Source organism: Streptomyces sp. NPDC029169, from assembly GCF_055563935.1.
This window is the reverse complement of the sequence record NZ_JBVHXA010000015.1, coordinates 88,199-101,079: the sequence shown is the minus strand read 5'-3', so window position 1 is coordinate 101,079 and position 12,881 is coordinate 88,199. Positions and strand designations below refer to the sequence as shown.

Below are 12,881 nucleotides of genomic sequence, written 5' to 3'. Positions count from 1 at the left end.
AGCGGCCGGGGACCCGCCGCGGGCCGCTCAGTCGAGCCAGATCTCACGGACCTGGCGCAGCGGGTCCCGCTCCACGCGCGGCTCGGCGTCCCAGATCATCGTGGCGCGCTCGCCGGCCGTGTAGCGCGGCCAGGACTCGCCCGGGTCCTGGTCTCGTACGAAGGCGACCCAGGCCCGGTGCATCGCGTCGGCCAGGGCGCGGGGCGGGGTCTCTCCGGTCGACGCGGTGACGGCTTCGGCGTCCAGGAGGTCGAAGCCGTACGGCAGGTCCAGGCAGTGGAAGGCCAGTTTGTTGACGGGTGACTCCCACACGAACTCGTAGAGCCAGGTGGGTCGTTCACGCGCGGCGCGGGCGTCGGCGACCGCCAGGTTCGGTGCGCGGAAGGTGACGTCGGTCAGGGCCTGGCCGAACAGGGCGTCCGGGCCGGCCGGCGCGTACGCCGTGGTGAAGGCGTCCATCCGGTCCTCGGCAAGGCCCAGCGCGCCGAGGAGGAACGGCATGGGCGGGGCGTCGGGGCCCGGGGCGGGGGCGGCGTTGAACTCGTGGGCGGTGAAGCCCAGCATGAGCGGGATGTCGGCGCCCGCGTCGCCGGTCGTCAGCGCGTCGAGGACCGGCTCGGGGATCAGTTCGCCGTCGGCGAAGGGGCCCAGGGTGAGCAGCGGCGGCAGGCCCTCGCGGTCCGGGCCCGCCGCGCCCAGTCGTTCCTGGAGGTCGAGGAGTTCGTCGTCGGCCAGGTCTCGGAGAGCGGCGGCGGTGGCGGGGACGCCGGTACGGGCCGTGAACAGCCGGGAGGCGGTGCGGGCGACCTCGGGGCCGTCGGGGCGCATGACGGCGCCGGAGACGGAGAGCGCGCCGCGGAACAGTCCTCGGGCGGCCGGGACGGCGAGGAGGGTCTGCACGGCGCCGCCGCCCGCCGACTGACCGGCGACGGTGACCTTGGCCGGGTCGCCGCCGAAGCGGGCGATGTTGTCGCGGACCCACTCGAGGGCGGCGATCCAGTCGCGGACGCCCCGGTTGTCGGGGGCGTCGTCGAGATGCAGGAAGCCCTCGATGCCGAGCCGGTAACCGAGGGAGACCAGGACGACACCGTCCCGATTGAAGGCAGATCCGTCGTACCACGGGCTGGCCGCCGACCCCGCCACGTAACCGCCGCCGTGGATCCAGACGAGGACCGGGAGGCCGGCCTCGGGGTCGGTGGCGGGTGTGAAGACGTTGAGGTTGAGGACCCCGGCGCCCGGGACGGAGGGCTCGGGGATCGTGGTCACCTCGGCGAAGGGACGGCGCTGGGCGGTCGGCCCGTACGCGGTGGCGTCCAGGGGCTCGTTCCACGGCTCCGGTGGTACGGGCGCCGCGAAACGGAGGTCGCCGACGGGCGGCTGCGCGTAGGGGATGCCGAGGAAGCGCAGGCTCCCGTCGGACCGGCGCTCGCCGCGGACGGGGCCGCGGGTGGTGGTGACGGTGGTGACGGTCATAGGAGCAGCGTCCGACCGAAGATCAGCCGCGTCAACGCCTGGAACCGAAAGGTGACACGTGTCACTTACGCGTGTCAGTGAAGGGGCGTGCCTGGAGTCGGGTCGAGTGGGGTACGGGTTCTCCCGACGGGGAGGAGTGCGGGTGGCGGGGCTGCACGCGGAGACGGTGGTGGGGCTCGTGGTCGTGGCCGCCGGGGCGGGTCTCATGGCGGTGGGCGCTGCCCGCAAGGGGCGCGCGGTGCGGCCACTGGCGCCCGCGCGGGCGTGGGCCGCCGGCCGGCGGGACGAGTGGCGGGTGCTGCGGCGTGCCGCGGGCCTGGCGATCGCGTCCGCGCGGTACGCGGCCGGCGCGGGAGAACCGGCGATCGTCACGGTCGAGGACGTTCTGCGCCTGGCCGACGAACACTTCGCCCTGCCGAACGTGGCCCCCCACCTGGCGGCGGCCGCCCTACGCCACGAGTACGAACGCGGCGCGTGCGCCCGGGACTGCGTGACGGACGCGTACGGCTGACGGGCTCCGGCGTCGCGGGTCCCCGACGGACCGGCCCCGGCGGCGCGGCCCCGGCGGGCACGGCCTCGGCCGGCACGGAGCACGGCGGCCGCTGGGGCGCGCCGGCGACAGCCCCACCACAGGCGGGTCAGCTGCGGCTGATTGGCCCCGGCGGCGCGGGTCCCCGGCGGCCGCCCTGCGCCACGAGTACGAACGCGGCGCGTGCGCCGGGACTGCGTGACGGACGCGTACGACTGACCGGCTTCGGATGTCCGGCGGCGGCCCACCCGCTCCGGCTGACCGGCTTGGCGGCGGGGAGCACGGCGGCCGGTGGAGGCGGCGGCGGCCGGTCAGCCGCGGCTGAAGGGCCTCGGCGGACCGGGCCGGGGGCACGGCCCCGGCGGGCGCGGAGCACCGCGGCCGGTGGGGGCCGTGGCGGCGACCGCCTGACTCGCCTCCGGCTGGCAGGCTTCGGGGGCGCGGCCGTCAGGCGGCCCCTGCGGCGTGACAGCGACAGCCCCCACCACAGGCCGGTCAGCCGCGGTTGACCTCGGCGGACCGGCCCCGGCGGCGCGGACGCGGAGCACGGCGGCCGGGTGGGGCGCGGCGGTCGACCGCCTGCCCCGCCTCGGCGGGCCGGCCCCAGCGGACCGGCCCCAGCGTGCGCGGCCTTGGCCGGCGCGGGCGCGGAGCACGGCGGCGCGGGCGCGGAGCGCGGCGGCCGGGTGGGGGCGCGGCGGCGGCCGGCTGACTCGGCTCGGCTCGGCTCGCTGACCGGCTTCGGCGGCGCCGCCCCTGCGCGGAGCGCCGTGGCCCGGGGGGCGTAGCAGCGACTGCCCTACCGCAGGCCAGGGTTACCGGCGCTGCTCCGGGACGGGGGTCGCCTGGTGGTAGTACAGGCGCCAGGTGCCGTCGGTGTGGTGCCGCCAGAGGGAGCTGCGTCGGGCGTGGCGGCCGTCGATGTGGGTCTCGTACGTCAGGTGGACAAGCCCCGGGGCCAGGACCGTGCCGGTCATCGCCGAGGGTTCGTAGCGCGGGCCGTCCTCCGAGCCGCCCGACAGCGCGGGCAGCGCGGCGAGCATCTCCTCGTACGTCCAGCGGCGCCCCGACGCCCCGACCTCCACGAACTCGGGGTCGAGGAGTTGACGGGAGAGCGTACGGGAGGAGCGCACCGAGGGCTCCATCAGGCGGAGTTCCGCCGCGATCGCCTGGGCGACGTCACCCTGATCCGTCTTCCCGTTCACAGCGCGATCCAGTAGCGGCGCTTGCGGCCGATTTCCGTGTCGCGCGTGTCCTCCAGGATCCCGCCGTTGCGCTCGATCGTGCGGGCGGAGGCGACGTTGTCCTCGTCGCAGGTCACCAGGACCCGGTCCAGGCCGAGGGCGCGGGCCTCGGGGAGGACCGCGCCCAGCGCCCAGGTGGCGAGGCCGCGGCGGCGGGCGGAGGGCCGGATGCTGTAGCCGATGTGCCCGCCGGCGCGCAGCAGGATGTCGTTGAGCTCATGGCGCAGATCGATCGCGCCGACGTACACCCCGTCCTCGACGATCCACCAGTGCGTGGCGTGCACCCGGCCCTCCGCCAACGGCCTTGTCCGGTCGGCCTGTTCCCGCAGACGCCCGACCCAAGCGGCGAAGACCTCGGGAATCGCGAGGGCCTCCTCCTCCGCCAGCCTCATCCCCGCACCGGACTGGTGGGCGCCGGGGCTCCACTCGGCGTGCGCGTCGAGCCAGGAGCGATGAAGTCGGGCTGTGGGGGCGATCAGTTCGGGCATGCGCGCGACGATAACAGGCCAACGCCCCTGGTGATCCGGGCCTTTCGGCGCCCGGTGATGCCCCCGCCGCCGTCAGCGCTCCGTGGGTACGGCGTAGTCGCCGAAACCCTGCCAGTCCACGATCACGCAGGGTTCGTCGCCGAGGACCCAGGCGTCGTGCCCCGGACTGACGGACATGAAGTCGCCGGGGCCGAACTCGGCCGACTCCCCGTCGTTCATGACGACCTTCATCCGGCCGCTGACGACGTACCCGACATGGGCGGCCTCACAGCTCTCCGTCCCGGCGATGGGCTTGATGTGCTTGGACCACTGCCAGCCCGGCTCGAACACAGCGCGGCCGACCGCGCCGCGGTCCGCGTTGATGACGTCCAGCCTGCCCTTGCCGTCCTCGAAGGGGCGGGTCTCATCTGCGGAGTCGAAGCTCCGGGACACAATTCCGGTCATGGTCGTCCGCCTCCAGGCGGTGGGACGATCGAACCCCCGAGTCCTCCTCCAGGTTACGCAGGTTGCGCCGGAGGGGCCGCCCGGGCCCCGGCACCATCGCGTTGCCCGCCCCGATGACCAGCGGTTAGCGTGGCCTCATGACTGCCGGGTCGGTCAGGGGCCGCGAGCCGTGGGCCGTGGGCCGTGAGCGAGTGAGACACCCGGCCCTGGCGTGACCGCCGTCGGGCGGCCGCGAGGCCCGCCTTGGTCGTCTTCCGCGCGTGCGCACGCGAATTCGCGCCGTACGCGCTCGAAAGAGGAAGCAGGAAGACACCCACGCAGCCTTCGAGAGGACCCCACGTGGCCATCGAACTCAATCACACCATCGTCTACGCCCGCGACAAGCGGAGCTCCGCGGAGTTCCTCGCCGAGGTGCTCGGCCTGGAGGTCGGCGCGCCGTTCGGCCCGTTCCTGCCGGTGGAGACCGGCAACGGCGTCACCCTCGACTTCTACGAGTCGGCCGACGAGCCGTTCACCCCTCAGCACTACGCGTTCCTCGTCCCCGACGAGGAGTTCGACACGATGATCGCGCGGCTGGAGCGCATGCGGGTCACGTACTACGCGGACCCGCACCACACCGAGCCGGGACAGGTCAACCATCTGTTCGGCGGCCGCGGCGCCTACTTCGACGACCCCGACGGCCACAATATGGAGATCATCACCCGCCCGTACAGTCGCGGCTGACCAGGGGCGGCGGCGCGCATATGGATACAGCGGATCGCGTGACTTTTCAGAGAATGTTCATTCAGTGATCACTTCTTTGGTGGTTCTGTTCAACCCACCCGCCCCATTTCTGTGCGGATCCCTTACCGGACAGACCTACACATAAAGGCCAGATAAGCGCACAATGAAACCGCGGCATCACGCCGCAACGCGACAGACGTGCAAGACGCCAGAAGGAGGCGAGTCGTATGTCTGACGTCTCTCACCGTCCTGGTGATATCCGGGGACACCCCGACGCGACGGAAATGCGGGAACGTTACTCCCAAATCCTCCAGACCCGTGGCGTCGCCGCGGTCGAGGAACTGGTCATCCTGGCCGGCGTCTGGGCCGCCATCTCCGCCTACACGGTTCACTTCGCGGCCGTCCACCCGGACCTCACCCTCAGCAACCTGATCGTCGGCATCGGTCTCGCCGCTCTCGGAGTCTGTATGTCGATGGCCCCGGAACGGACGCAGGATCTGAACTTCGTCGCCCTGGCGGGTGGCGTGTGGCTGATCATCTCCCCGTGGGTTGTCGCCACGAGCGCAGACACCGGAGCGATCGTCAGCAACGTCATCACCGGCGCATGCGTCTGCCTCTTCGCCCTCACGGCAGGCGGACTCCTCATGAGCAAGTCGAGGAGAACGGGATAAAGCTCTGATCCTCTCCCAGAAACGGCGTCGTATCCCCGGGCCGGGATACGGCGCCGTTGCCGTCGTGCCGCGTACGCAAATCCAGACACACCAGCCCCCAACGTCCCGCGCCAGGTAACGAATTGACCCTCGGCGTTTCGGCCACATAAGTTCTGCGTAAGCTTGCTCCACAGGGACAGGCTCCCGCTCGCATTTCCCAGTCCTTGGGGGGACTAAGTGAACTGGTACCTCGACGTTCTCAAGAAGTACGCGGTATTCACCGGCCGTGCGCGCCGCCAGGAATACTGGATGTTCGTGCTGTTCAACATCATCGCGTCCGTCGTCCTGGTGGTCATCGACTTCGCCATCAGCACGTACCCGCTGCTCATCGCCGTCTACGCGCTCGCCGTGTTCCTGCCGAGCCTCGGTGTGACCGTCCGCCGTCTGCACGACACGGGCCGCTCCGGCTGGTGGATCCTGATCGACCTGGTTCCGCTCGTCGGCGGCATCATCCTGATCGTGTTCCTCGCCACCGAGGGCAGCCAGACCGACAACGCGTACGGCCCGAATCCTAAGCTCGCGCCCGCGTACTGAGCTCCACGCCGACGAAGCCCCCGGAAGGTTCCTTCCGGGGGCTTCGCGCATGTCGGACGCCGTACGCCCAGTGACGGTTCGTAGCATTCGACGGTCCCGCCTTGTGCACGATGGCGCACGACCCGCCTCCTCCCCCGCCCCTAGCCTCGCCGCAACGGCGCGAAGAACGAACGTACGAGGGGCGGTACCGGTGAACTGGCTCATCCACGACTACCGCGAGAGCGATCTCGCCGCAGTGGTCCACCTGATCGACACCACGGCCGAGCTCGGACAGGAGTCCGTGTTCTCACTGGCCGAGTGCATCAGCGCCCTGACCTCCCGCCAGCCGGCCGTCGTCGCCGTCCACCAGGGCGTCCCCATCGGGGCCGCGCTCGCCTGTGTCTCGGGCGAACGGGCCTGGGTGATGCGGATCGCGATCTCCTCGGCCTGGCGTGGCCGGGGGCTCGCGAGCGCGCTCCTGGTCGAGTTGGAGCGGCGTCTGGTCGCGGCGCGGGTCGGGCGGATCGCGTACGTCCTGCCCGAGGAGGACCTGCTCGGCGAGGGGCTGCTCAACGCCGGGTACACCCGTCAGCCCGCCGTCGCCTACTTCGAGAAGGTCGAGCCGCTGCACGGCCCCGCCGCCAATCTCCTCGACGACCTCGGCGGACGGCTGCTGCCGGGCGATCTGTGGGCCAAGGTCGCCGGCATGGAGCGCGAGAAGGACCTGATCGAACGGCGGGTCGTCCTTCCGCTCGCCGAGCCGGAGCGCGCGGCCCGGCACGGTGTGCGGCCACCGCGCGCGGTGGGCCTGTTCGGTCCCCCGGGCACCGGCAAGACGACGTTCGCACGCGGCATCGCGTCCCGGCTCGGCTGGCCGTTCGTGGAGATCCTGCCGTCCCGGCTCGCCGACGAGGGCAACCTGGCGGCGGCGCTGCGCTCCGCGTTCGCCCGGATCGCGGAGCTGGAGCGGGTCCTCGTCTTCATCGACGAGGTCGAGGAGATCGCCCCGGTCCGCCAGGAGCCCGCGCAGCCCGGCGGGATGCACGGGGTCACCAACGAACTCCTCAAGCTCATCCCGGGTTTCCGCGAGCGGGACGAGCGACTGCTCGTCTGCGCGACGAACTCGATCCGCTCCCTCGACCCGGCGTTCCTGCGCCCGGGACGCTTCGACTACCTGATCCCGATCGGTACGCCGGACAAGGCGGCGCGCGCAGCGATCTGGGCGCGCTACACCGAAGGCCGGCCCGACGTGGACATCGACGAACTGGTGGCGGCGAGCGACCTGTTCACGCCCGCCGACATCGAGCACGCCGCGCGGATCGCCGCCCAGAACTCCTTCGAGCGCGATCTGGTCGCCGTCGGCGGCCGGACGGCGCCCGACGAGCGGCTGCCGGGCGCGACCACGGCCGACTATCTGGAGGCGATCGGCCAGTGCAGGCCGACCGTGACGCCGGAGATGATCACGCAGTTCGAGTCGGACATCACGACGCACGCCCGGTTCTGACGGGGCGCCTCCGCCGCGCCCGCGCGGTGGTCGGGACGCTCTGTCAGTGGTGATGCCTATCGTGGTCGTGGATGCTCCGGACGACGTTCGGGCAGCCACGACATCGGCCGACGGCAGGGGGACCTTCGATGGAGCGGTACGAGGGGCTGGAGCTCATGACGGTCACCGAGACCGCGGAGCTGGAGGCATGGCTGGAAACGCACCACGCCGACACGCCCGGGGTCTGGCTGAAGATCGCGAAGAAGGGCAAGGGCGGCGCGTCGCTGACGATTCCCGAGATCCTCGACTGCATGCTCTGCTTCGGCTGGATCGACGGGCAGCGCAAGGGCGGGGACGGGGCGTACTACTTCCAGAAGTACACGCCGCGGCGGTCGCGCAGCCTCTGGTCGCAGGTGAACGTCCGCAAGGTCGAGGCGCTCACGGCGGCGGGGCGGATGCGCGAGGCGGGGCTCGCCGAGGTGCGGGCCGCGCAGGCGGACGGCCGGTGGGAGGCCGCGTACCCGTCGCAGGCGGAGGCGACCGTACCGGACGACCTCGCGGCGGCGCTCGCGGCCGACGAGCGGGCGCGGGTCTTCTACGAGGGGCTCGGGAAGACCGATCAGTATCTGGTGATCATGCGGCTGTGGCAGGCCCGTACGCCGAAGGGCCGGGCGGAGCGGCTGGCGCGCACGGTGGCGAAGCTGGCGGCGGGCGAGAAGGTCCGGTGACAGGGCCTGCGGTCGGCGTCAGCGGCGGCGCCGGTAGAGGACCTGGTGGGCGTCGTACTCGACGATGGAGGCGACGTGGGTCATGCCGACGGATTCGAGGAGGCGCCGGGACCGGCGGTTCGCCTCCTGGGTGAGCGCGACCACGCTGGGTGTGCGGCGGAGCGTGGCGTCCAGGACGGCGGCGACGGCCTCGCGCGCGTAGCCGTGCCCCCAGTGCTCGGGCAGGAACTGGTACGAGACCTCCGTCTCCCCGTCCCGCGCCCCGGGCTCCACCGTCACGAGCCCGAGCAGCGCCCCGTCGGCCGCCCGCACCACAGCGTGCACGCCGGGCGCCCCGACGACCCTCCGCTGCCGGATCCGTACCACCTGATCGGTGACCGGCCCACCCAGGTGGCGCCGCACCTCCGGGTCGGTCCACAGCCGGGTGACGGCCGGCACGTCGGCGGCCCGCACGGGGCGCAGCAGCAGCCGCTCGGTGGTGAGGGCGCCGGCCGACGCGGCGGAGGATGAGGCGCGCATACGTACGATCATGTCAGCCCGCCCCTGTTCTGGCGCTCGGGGCGGGGCCGGCGGCCGTAACGGTCTCCCGGGGGGCCGCGCAATCGCCGCCACGACGCGAACGCGCCCTTCTGACCGGGGCGTTGGTCCGGTCGCCCTAGGCCAGCGGGCCTACACCCTCGCGCGGGACCTCCCCGACCATGGTCCGATGCGGCACCCGGCGGGGCGCGCCTAGCGTCGTGGCCATGCGAATCGGAATTCTCGGTACGGGAAATGTCGGACGGGCGCTCGCGGCGGGCTGGGCCCGCGCGGGCCATGACATCGTCCTCGGGTCGCGGCGGCCCGAGGACACGGAACTCCTCACGGAACTCAAGGAGCTGCTGGACGCGGGGGTGCGGGTCGTCGATCCGGCCGCGGCCGCCGCACACGCGGAGGTCGTCGTGAACGCGACGCCGGGGACAGCGTCGGTGGCGCACCTCGAGTCGATCGGTGCGCCGGCTCTGGCGGGGAAGGTCCTGCTGGACGTCGCCGTCGGCTTCCTGGAGGACGAGACGCTCTCGCACCCCGTGGTGAGCCTCGGGGAGGAGATCCAGCGGGCGTTCCCGCGGACACCCGTCGTCAAGACGCTCTGCACCATCGACCGGGGGGTGATGGTCGCTCCGGAGTCGCTGGAGGGACCGAGCACGATCTTCCTCTCCGGTGACGACGCCGACGCCAAGCGGACGGTCAGCGGGCTGCTGGCCGATCTGGGCTGGCCCCAGGGCTCGTTGCTCGACCTCGGGGGCATCGAGACCGCGCGCGGGCAGGAGCACTTCGCCCTGCTCTTCCTCGGCATCGCCCTGGCGACCAAGTCGTTCGGCTTCGGCATCCGGGTGGTGCCGCCCGCGGCGGCCTGACGGGTGGGGACCGGCCCTTGAACTCCGTCCGATGATCAACCCATCCTGGCCTGGAGCGCGGCGAGGGCGCCGGCCTTGCGGCCCGGGACGCGGCGGCGCAGCGCGACGAGGGCGGTGCCGAGCTCGCGGGCGCGGGCCTGGTCGGCGATCCGCTCCCACTGGTGATGGGCACGGTCCACGGCGCCTTCGACGTCGGGGTCCTGGGGCCCCTGGCGCAGACCGAGCCGGGCCTGGGCCACGCTGATCCACAACTCGCAGCTGCGGGCGGGCTCTCCGGCCAGCCGGGCGAGGTCGGCGCGCACCTCCATCCAGTGCACGGCCTCCGGTGACCGCGGCCCGTACCGCCGCAGCGCCTCCTGCTCCCAGGCCACGGCGACCGCCACGGCCTCCCCGTGCCGGCCGGCCTGCGCGGCGGCCAGGATGGCGGGGTGCGGGTCGGGGGCGTGACCGCCCGTAGGGGGCGGCGCGGGCACGGGCGCCGCGCCCGGGGCGTCCGGATGCCCGGGAGCGCCGGCTCCGCCCGGAACGGCGGCGAAGCCATGCCCGTGACCGTGTCCCGGCTGGGGCACGGGAACCGCCACAGGCGCGGGCGTTGCTGGAGCTGGAGCTGGAGCGAACGGCCGCGCAGCAGCTCCGGCCGAGCCGGGCACGACGGACGCCGATCCGGAACCCGGTGCAGCCGGTGCAGCCGCGTAGGTTGCCACGCCGACCGGCGCCACCGGCCCCACGCCCGGTGGGCCCTGCAGCCCCGGCGCCGTCGTCTCCGGGGTCAGGTACAGCGCCGGGCCCGGGCCCATCCGGAACGCCGCGTCGGCGTGCAGGTCGGTGAGTGGTGGGCGGGCCCCCGTGCGCCACACCGTGGCGAAGTGGCGGAGGTAGTCCGGGTTCGTCGGGGCGCCACGTCGCGCGGCGGGGGCGACACGCCCGTACAGTCGCACGCCCGGGCCCAGCGAGAGGAGGCCCGGGGTGGAGCCAAGGCGCGACCAGAGCTCCGTTTCGGCCACCAGGTCCGCCACCACCGTCGTCGAACCCGCCCGCCGCACCGCGAGTTCGGCCGCGAGCCAGTGCCACGGCAGCCCCGTGTACCGCAGTGTCGTCGCCGTGCTGCGCGCCAGTGCCAGGTGCGGCAGGTGCTGACGACGGTCCGCCTGGAGCTGGCCCACGAGGTACACCGCCAGCGGACCCGGCGTGGCCGCCGCCGCCCGCAGCCGCGTCAGGACGGCCTGCGGGTCGAGGGGGTCGGCCATTTCGACGACCGTCGCCACCGGCGTGCCGGTCAGCGCGCCGGGGGGCACCGCCGCGAGCGCGGGCAGCACGGACGCCGCGTCCACCGCCCGGCCCCGTCCCGCGGGCGCCGCCGCCAGCAGCACCGCCGTCCCCACCGTGTCCACGCTGTCGTTCACCACACCAGCACCGTAACGTTCCCACCGCCCCCTCCCGTTACCACCCTGATGGCCGATAATCGGCGGGCCTTTGGCATATGTCAGAAGCACCACCGTATCGAGTGTTGCCAAATCCCTTACGGGCTGTCTCCGCCTGTGCAACAGTCGTATCCGGGCCTCGTTCCACCGCTCGCCCGCGTCGCGCCTGTATCGGAGTACGACATGCCGTCCCCTCTCTACGCGGACCGTCCAGCCCAGCCGCCGGAGCCCGGCACCGTGGACGCGCTGATCTCGCGGACCCGTCGTCTGCGCGTTGACGTGGACGCCGTGCGCCGGGACGCCGTCATGGACGAGGACGATCCGAAGAACCGCTGGCAGCGCGCCCTCTGCGACCTCGCCGTGCATCAACTCGACGATCTCGGCGCGCATTTGGGCCAGCTCAAGGCTGGCGTCCCGGACGAACTCCCGGTCACCCCCGCTGCCGACCTCCTCGAGATCGAGGTCGAAGCGGCGTCCGACCCGGGTGCCGCCTACGGCGTACCGGCCCCCCGCACCGGATCCCTTCTCAGCCGCGTCGGCAGCGCCGAGTGGAATCTGCTCACCGACGAGGTCAGCTGGTCCGAGGAGCTGTACCAGATCTTCGGCCGGAGTCCCGAGAGCGGCCCGATGTCGCTGGACGAGCTGCCGTCGATGGTCTTCGCCGAGGATCAGCCCGTGCTCCAGGCGATGGTGACGGACTGTCTGATCGACGGGAAGCCGATCGACGGCGAGTTCCGGATCGTCCGCACCGACGGCCGCGTCCGCACGCTCCACATGATGGGCGAGCCGGTCCTCGACTCCGACGGCTGCACGGCCTCCATGTGGGCCGTCCTGCGCGATGTCAGCGAGCTGCGCCGCAGCGAGCGCGCGGTCCGCGAATCCCGGGACAGCCTCCAGCGCCGCCGCCACATCGAGCGCACCGAGCGCCGGGTCGCCGTCGAGCTCCAGGAGGCCGTGCTGCCTCCGTGGCGCGGCTCGTTGAGCTTCGCGCACGGCGGCCCCGGCGCCCCGCTCGACGTGGCGGGGCACTATCTGCCCGCCGCCTCGACCGGGCTGATCGGCGGCGACTGGTACGACGCGCTGGCGCTCCCCGACGGCGACGCGCTCCTGACCGTCGGCGACCTCACCGGACACGGGGTCTCCGCGACGTCCTCCATGGCGATGCTCCTGGGCGCGCTGCGCGGGATGGCCGTGGCCGGAATTCGCCCCGGGGCCCTGATGGGCCATCTCAACCAGCTGCTCGAGACCTCGGTGCAGCCGGCGCTCGGCAGCGCGATGTGCTGCCGCTACGAGCCGGTCAGCCAGACCGTCACCTGGGCGCAGGCGGGACACCCCGCCCCGCTGCTCTTCCGCGACGGGACGGGGCGCGCCCTGAAACGGCCGGACGGTGTGCTCCTGGGAGCGACGACCGGGGCCGCGTACGGGGAGGCCCGGATCCGGCTGCTCCCCGGCGATCTGCTGATGCTGCACACGGACGGGCTGACCCGCCGCAGCGGCCTGGACGATACGGGTACGCAGCGGCTGCTCGCTCTGGCGCCGCGGCTGGCCGGGGCGCGGGACGCGCAGGACTGCGTACGGACGGTGGTGGAGGAGTTCGGTGAGGCGCCGCGCGAGGACGACGCCTGCGTGATGGTGGTCCGCGTCGGCCACTAGGCGATAGACGACAGGCGACACGAAGGACTCAGCGGCATCCGAAGGGCATACCGGCACGCGCCGGTGTGCCCTTTCCAG

At 72.9% G+C, this 12,881-nt stretch carries 14 protein-coding genes; 8 read left to right on the top strand and 6 right to left on the bottom strand.

Going from position 1 to position 12,881, the window contains the following annotated elements:
• Nucleotides 1-27: 27 nt before the first annotated feature.
• Nucleotides 28-1,473 carry a carboxylesterase/lipase family protein gene (locus ACZ4VI_RS25570; RefSeq protein WP_468002770.1) on the bottom strand — a complete coding sequence of 482 codons (1,446 nt, stop codon included), beginning with the start codon at nucleotides 1,471-1,473 and terminating at the stop codon, nucleotides 28-30.
• Between the two features lie 142 nt (nucleotides 1,474-1,615).
• On the opposite strand from ACZ4VI_RS25570, the gene ACZ4VI_RS25565 reads away from it, so the two are divergent.
• Nucleotides 1,616-1,984: a hypothetical protein gene (locus ACZ4VI_RS25565; protein ID WP_468002768.1), complete on the top strand. Its 369-nt coding sequence runs from the start codon at nucleotides 1,616-1,618 to the stop codon at nucleotides 1,982-1,984.
• Nucleotides 1,985-2,817: 833 nt separating this feature from the next.
• Here the strand turns inward: ACZ4VI_RS25565 and ACZ4VI_RS25560 are convergent.
• From ACZ4VI_RS25560 to ACZ4VI_RS25550, 3 genes are all read right to left on the bottom strand, one after another.
• A complete protein-coding gene (locus tag ACZ4VI_RS25560; protein WP_468002766.1) occupies nucleotides 2,818-3,207 on the bottom strand; it encodes a nuclear transport factor 2 family protein in 390 nt (129 codons plus the stop codon).
• Nucleotides 3,204-3,734, bottom strand: coding sequence for a GNAT family N-acetyltransferase (locus tag ACZ4VI_RS25555; RefSeq protein ID WP_468002764.1), 531 nt, complete (start codon nucleotides 3,732-3,734; stop codon nucleotides 3,204-3,206). Before ACZ4VI_RS25555 ends, ACZ4VI_RS25560 begins: the two co-directional genes overlap by 4 nt.
• Nucleotides 3,735-3,806: 72 nt before the next feature.
• On the bottom strand, nucleotides 3,807-4,178 hold the full coding sequence (locus ACZ4VI_RS25550; RefSeq protein WP_468002762.1) for a cupin domain-containing protein: 372 nt from the start codon (nucleotides 4,176-4,178) through the stop codon (nucleotides 3,807-3,809).
• A 339-nt stretch (nucleotides 4,179-4,517) separates the two neighbouring features.
• Here ACZ4VI_RS25550 and ACZ4VI_RS25545 point away from each other — a divergent pair, with 339 nt between their 5' ends.
• From ACZ4VI_RS25545 to ACZ4VI_RS25525, 5 genes are all read left to right on the top strand, one after another.
• Nucleotides 4,518-4,901, top strand: a complete 384-nt coding sequence (locus ACZ4VI_RS25545; RefSeq protein WP_468002760.1) for a VOC family protein — start codon at nucleotides 4,518-4,520, stop codon at nucleotides 4,899-4,901.
• Between the two features lie 284 nt (nucleotides 4,902-5,185).
• Nucleotides 5,186-5,572: an SPW repeat protein gene (locus ACZ4VI_RS25540; protein WP_468002759.1), complete on the top strand. Its 387-nt coding sequence runs from the start codon at nucleotides 5,186-5,188 to the stop codon at nucleotides 5,570-5,572.
• 216 nt (nucleotides 5,573-5,788) lie between these two features.
• Nucleotides 5,789-6,145: a DUF805 domain-containing protein gene (locus ACZ4VI_RS25535; protein ID WP_468002757.1), complete on the top strand. Its 357-nt coding sequence runs from the start codon at nucleotides 5,789-5,791 to the stop codon at nucleotides 6,143-6,145.
• Between the two features lie 190 nt (nucleotides 6,146-6,335).
• Nucleotides 6,336-7,628, top strand: coding sequence for an ATP-binding protein (locus tag ACZ4VI_RS25530; protein ID WP_468002755.1), 1,293 nt, complete (start codon nucleotides 6,336-6,338; stop codon nucleotides 7,626-7,628).
• 128 nt (nucleotides 7,629-7,756) lie between these two features.
• Complete coding sequence (locus ACZ4VI_RS25525; protein ID WP_468002753.1) at nucleotides 7,757-8,335, top strand: YdeI/OmpD-associated family protein; 579 nt, start codon at nucleotides 7,757-7,759, stop codon at nucleotides 8,333-8,335.
• 18 nt (nucleotides 8,336-8,353) lie between these two features.
• Here the strand turns inward: ACZ4VI_RS25525 and ACZ4VI_RS25520 are convergent, their stop codons facing one another.
• A complete protein-coding gene (locus ACZ4VI_RS25520) occupies nucleotides 8,354-8,854 on the bottom strand; it encodes a GNAT family N-acetyltransferase (RefSeq protein ID WP_468002752.1) in 501 nt (166 codons plus the stop codon).
• A gap of 224 nt (nucleotides 8,855-9,078) precedes the next feature.
• On the opposite strand from ACZ4VI_RS25520, the gene ACZ4VI_RS25515 reads away from it, so the two are divergent.
• Complete coding sequence (locus ACZ4VI_RS25515) at nucleotides 9,079-9,729, top strand: NADPH-dependent F420 reductase (RefSeq protein ID WP_468002750.1); 651 nt, start codon at nucleotides 9,079-9,081, stop codon at nucleotides 9,727-9,729.
• A 35-nt stretch (nucleotides 9,730-9,764) separates the two neighbouring features.
• Here ACZ4VI_RS25515 and ACZ4VI_RS25510 read toward each other — a convergent pair whose 3' ends face one another.
• Nucleotides 9,765-11,135: a hypothetical protein gene (locus tag ACZ4VI_RS25510; RefSeq protein WP_468002748.1), complete on the bottom strand. Its 1,371-nt coding sequence runs from the start codon at nucleotides 11,133-11,135 to the stop codon at nucleotides 9,765-9,767.
• 198 nt (nucleotides 11,136-11,333) lie between these two features.
• Here ACZ4VI_RS25510 and ACZ4VI_RS25505 point away from each other — a divergent pair, with 198 nt between their 5' ends.
• Complete coding sequence (locus ACZ4VI_RS25505) at nucleotides 11,334-12,803, top strand: PP2C family protein-serine/threonine phosphatase (RefSeq protein ID WP_468002746.1); 1,470 nt, start codon at nucleotides 11,334-11,336, stop codon at nucleotides 12,801-12,803.
• Nucleotides 12,804-12,881: the final 78 nt, after the last annotated feature.

What these genes read in the sequence shown, in the direction of transcription:
- ACZ4VI_RS25515 (WP_468002750.1), top strand. Translation starts at nt 9,079, where the DNA reads ATGCGAATCGGAATTCTCGGTACGGGAAATGTCGGACGGGCGCTCGCG.
- ACZ4VI_RS25520 (WP_468002752.1), bottom strand. Translation starts at nt 8,854, where the DNA reads ATGCGCGCCTCATCCTCCGCCGCGTCGGCCGGCGCCCTCACCACCGAG.
- ACZ4VI_RS25555 (WP_468002764.1), bottom strand. Translation starts at nt 3,734, where the DNA reads ATGCCCGAACTGATCGCCCCCACAGCCCGACTTCATCGCTCCTGGCTC.
- ACZ4VI_RS25525 (WP_468002753.1), top strand. Translation starts at nt 7,757, where the DNA reads ATGGAGCGGTACGAGGGGCTGGAGCTCATGACGGTCACCGAGACCGCG.
- ACZ4VI_RS25505 (WP_468002746.1), top strand. Translation starts at nt 11,334, where the DNA reads ATGCCGTCCCCTCTCTACGCGGACCGTCCAGCCCAGCCGCCGGAGCCC.
- ACZ4VI_RS25570 (WP_468002770.1), bottom strand. Translation starts at nt 1,473, where the DNA reads ATGACCGTCACCACCGTCACCACCACCCGCGGCCCCGTCCGCGGCGAG.
- ACZ4VI_RS25550 (WP_468002762.1), bottom strand. Translation starts at nt 4,178, where the DNA reads ATGACCGGAATTGTGTCCCGGAGCTTCGACTCCGCAGATGAGACCCGC.
- ACZ4VI_RS25540 (WP_468002759.1), top strand. Translation starts at nt 5,186, where the DNA reads ATGCGGGAACGTTACTCCCAAATCCTCCAGACCCGTGGCGTCGCCGCG.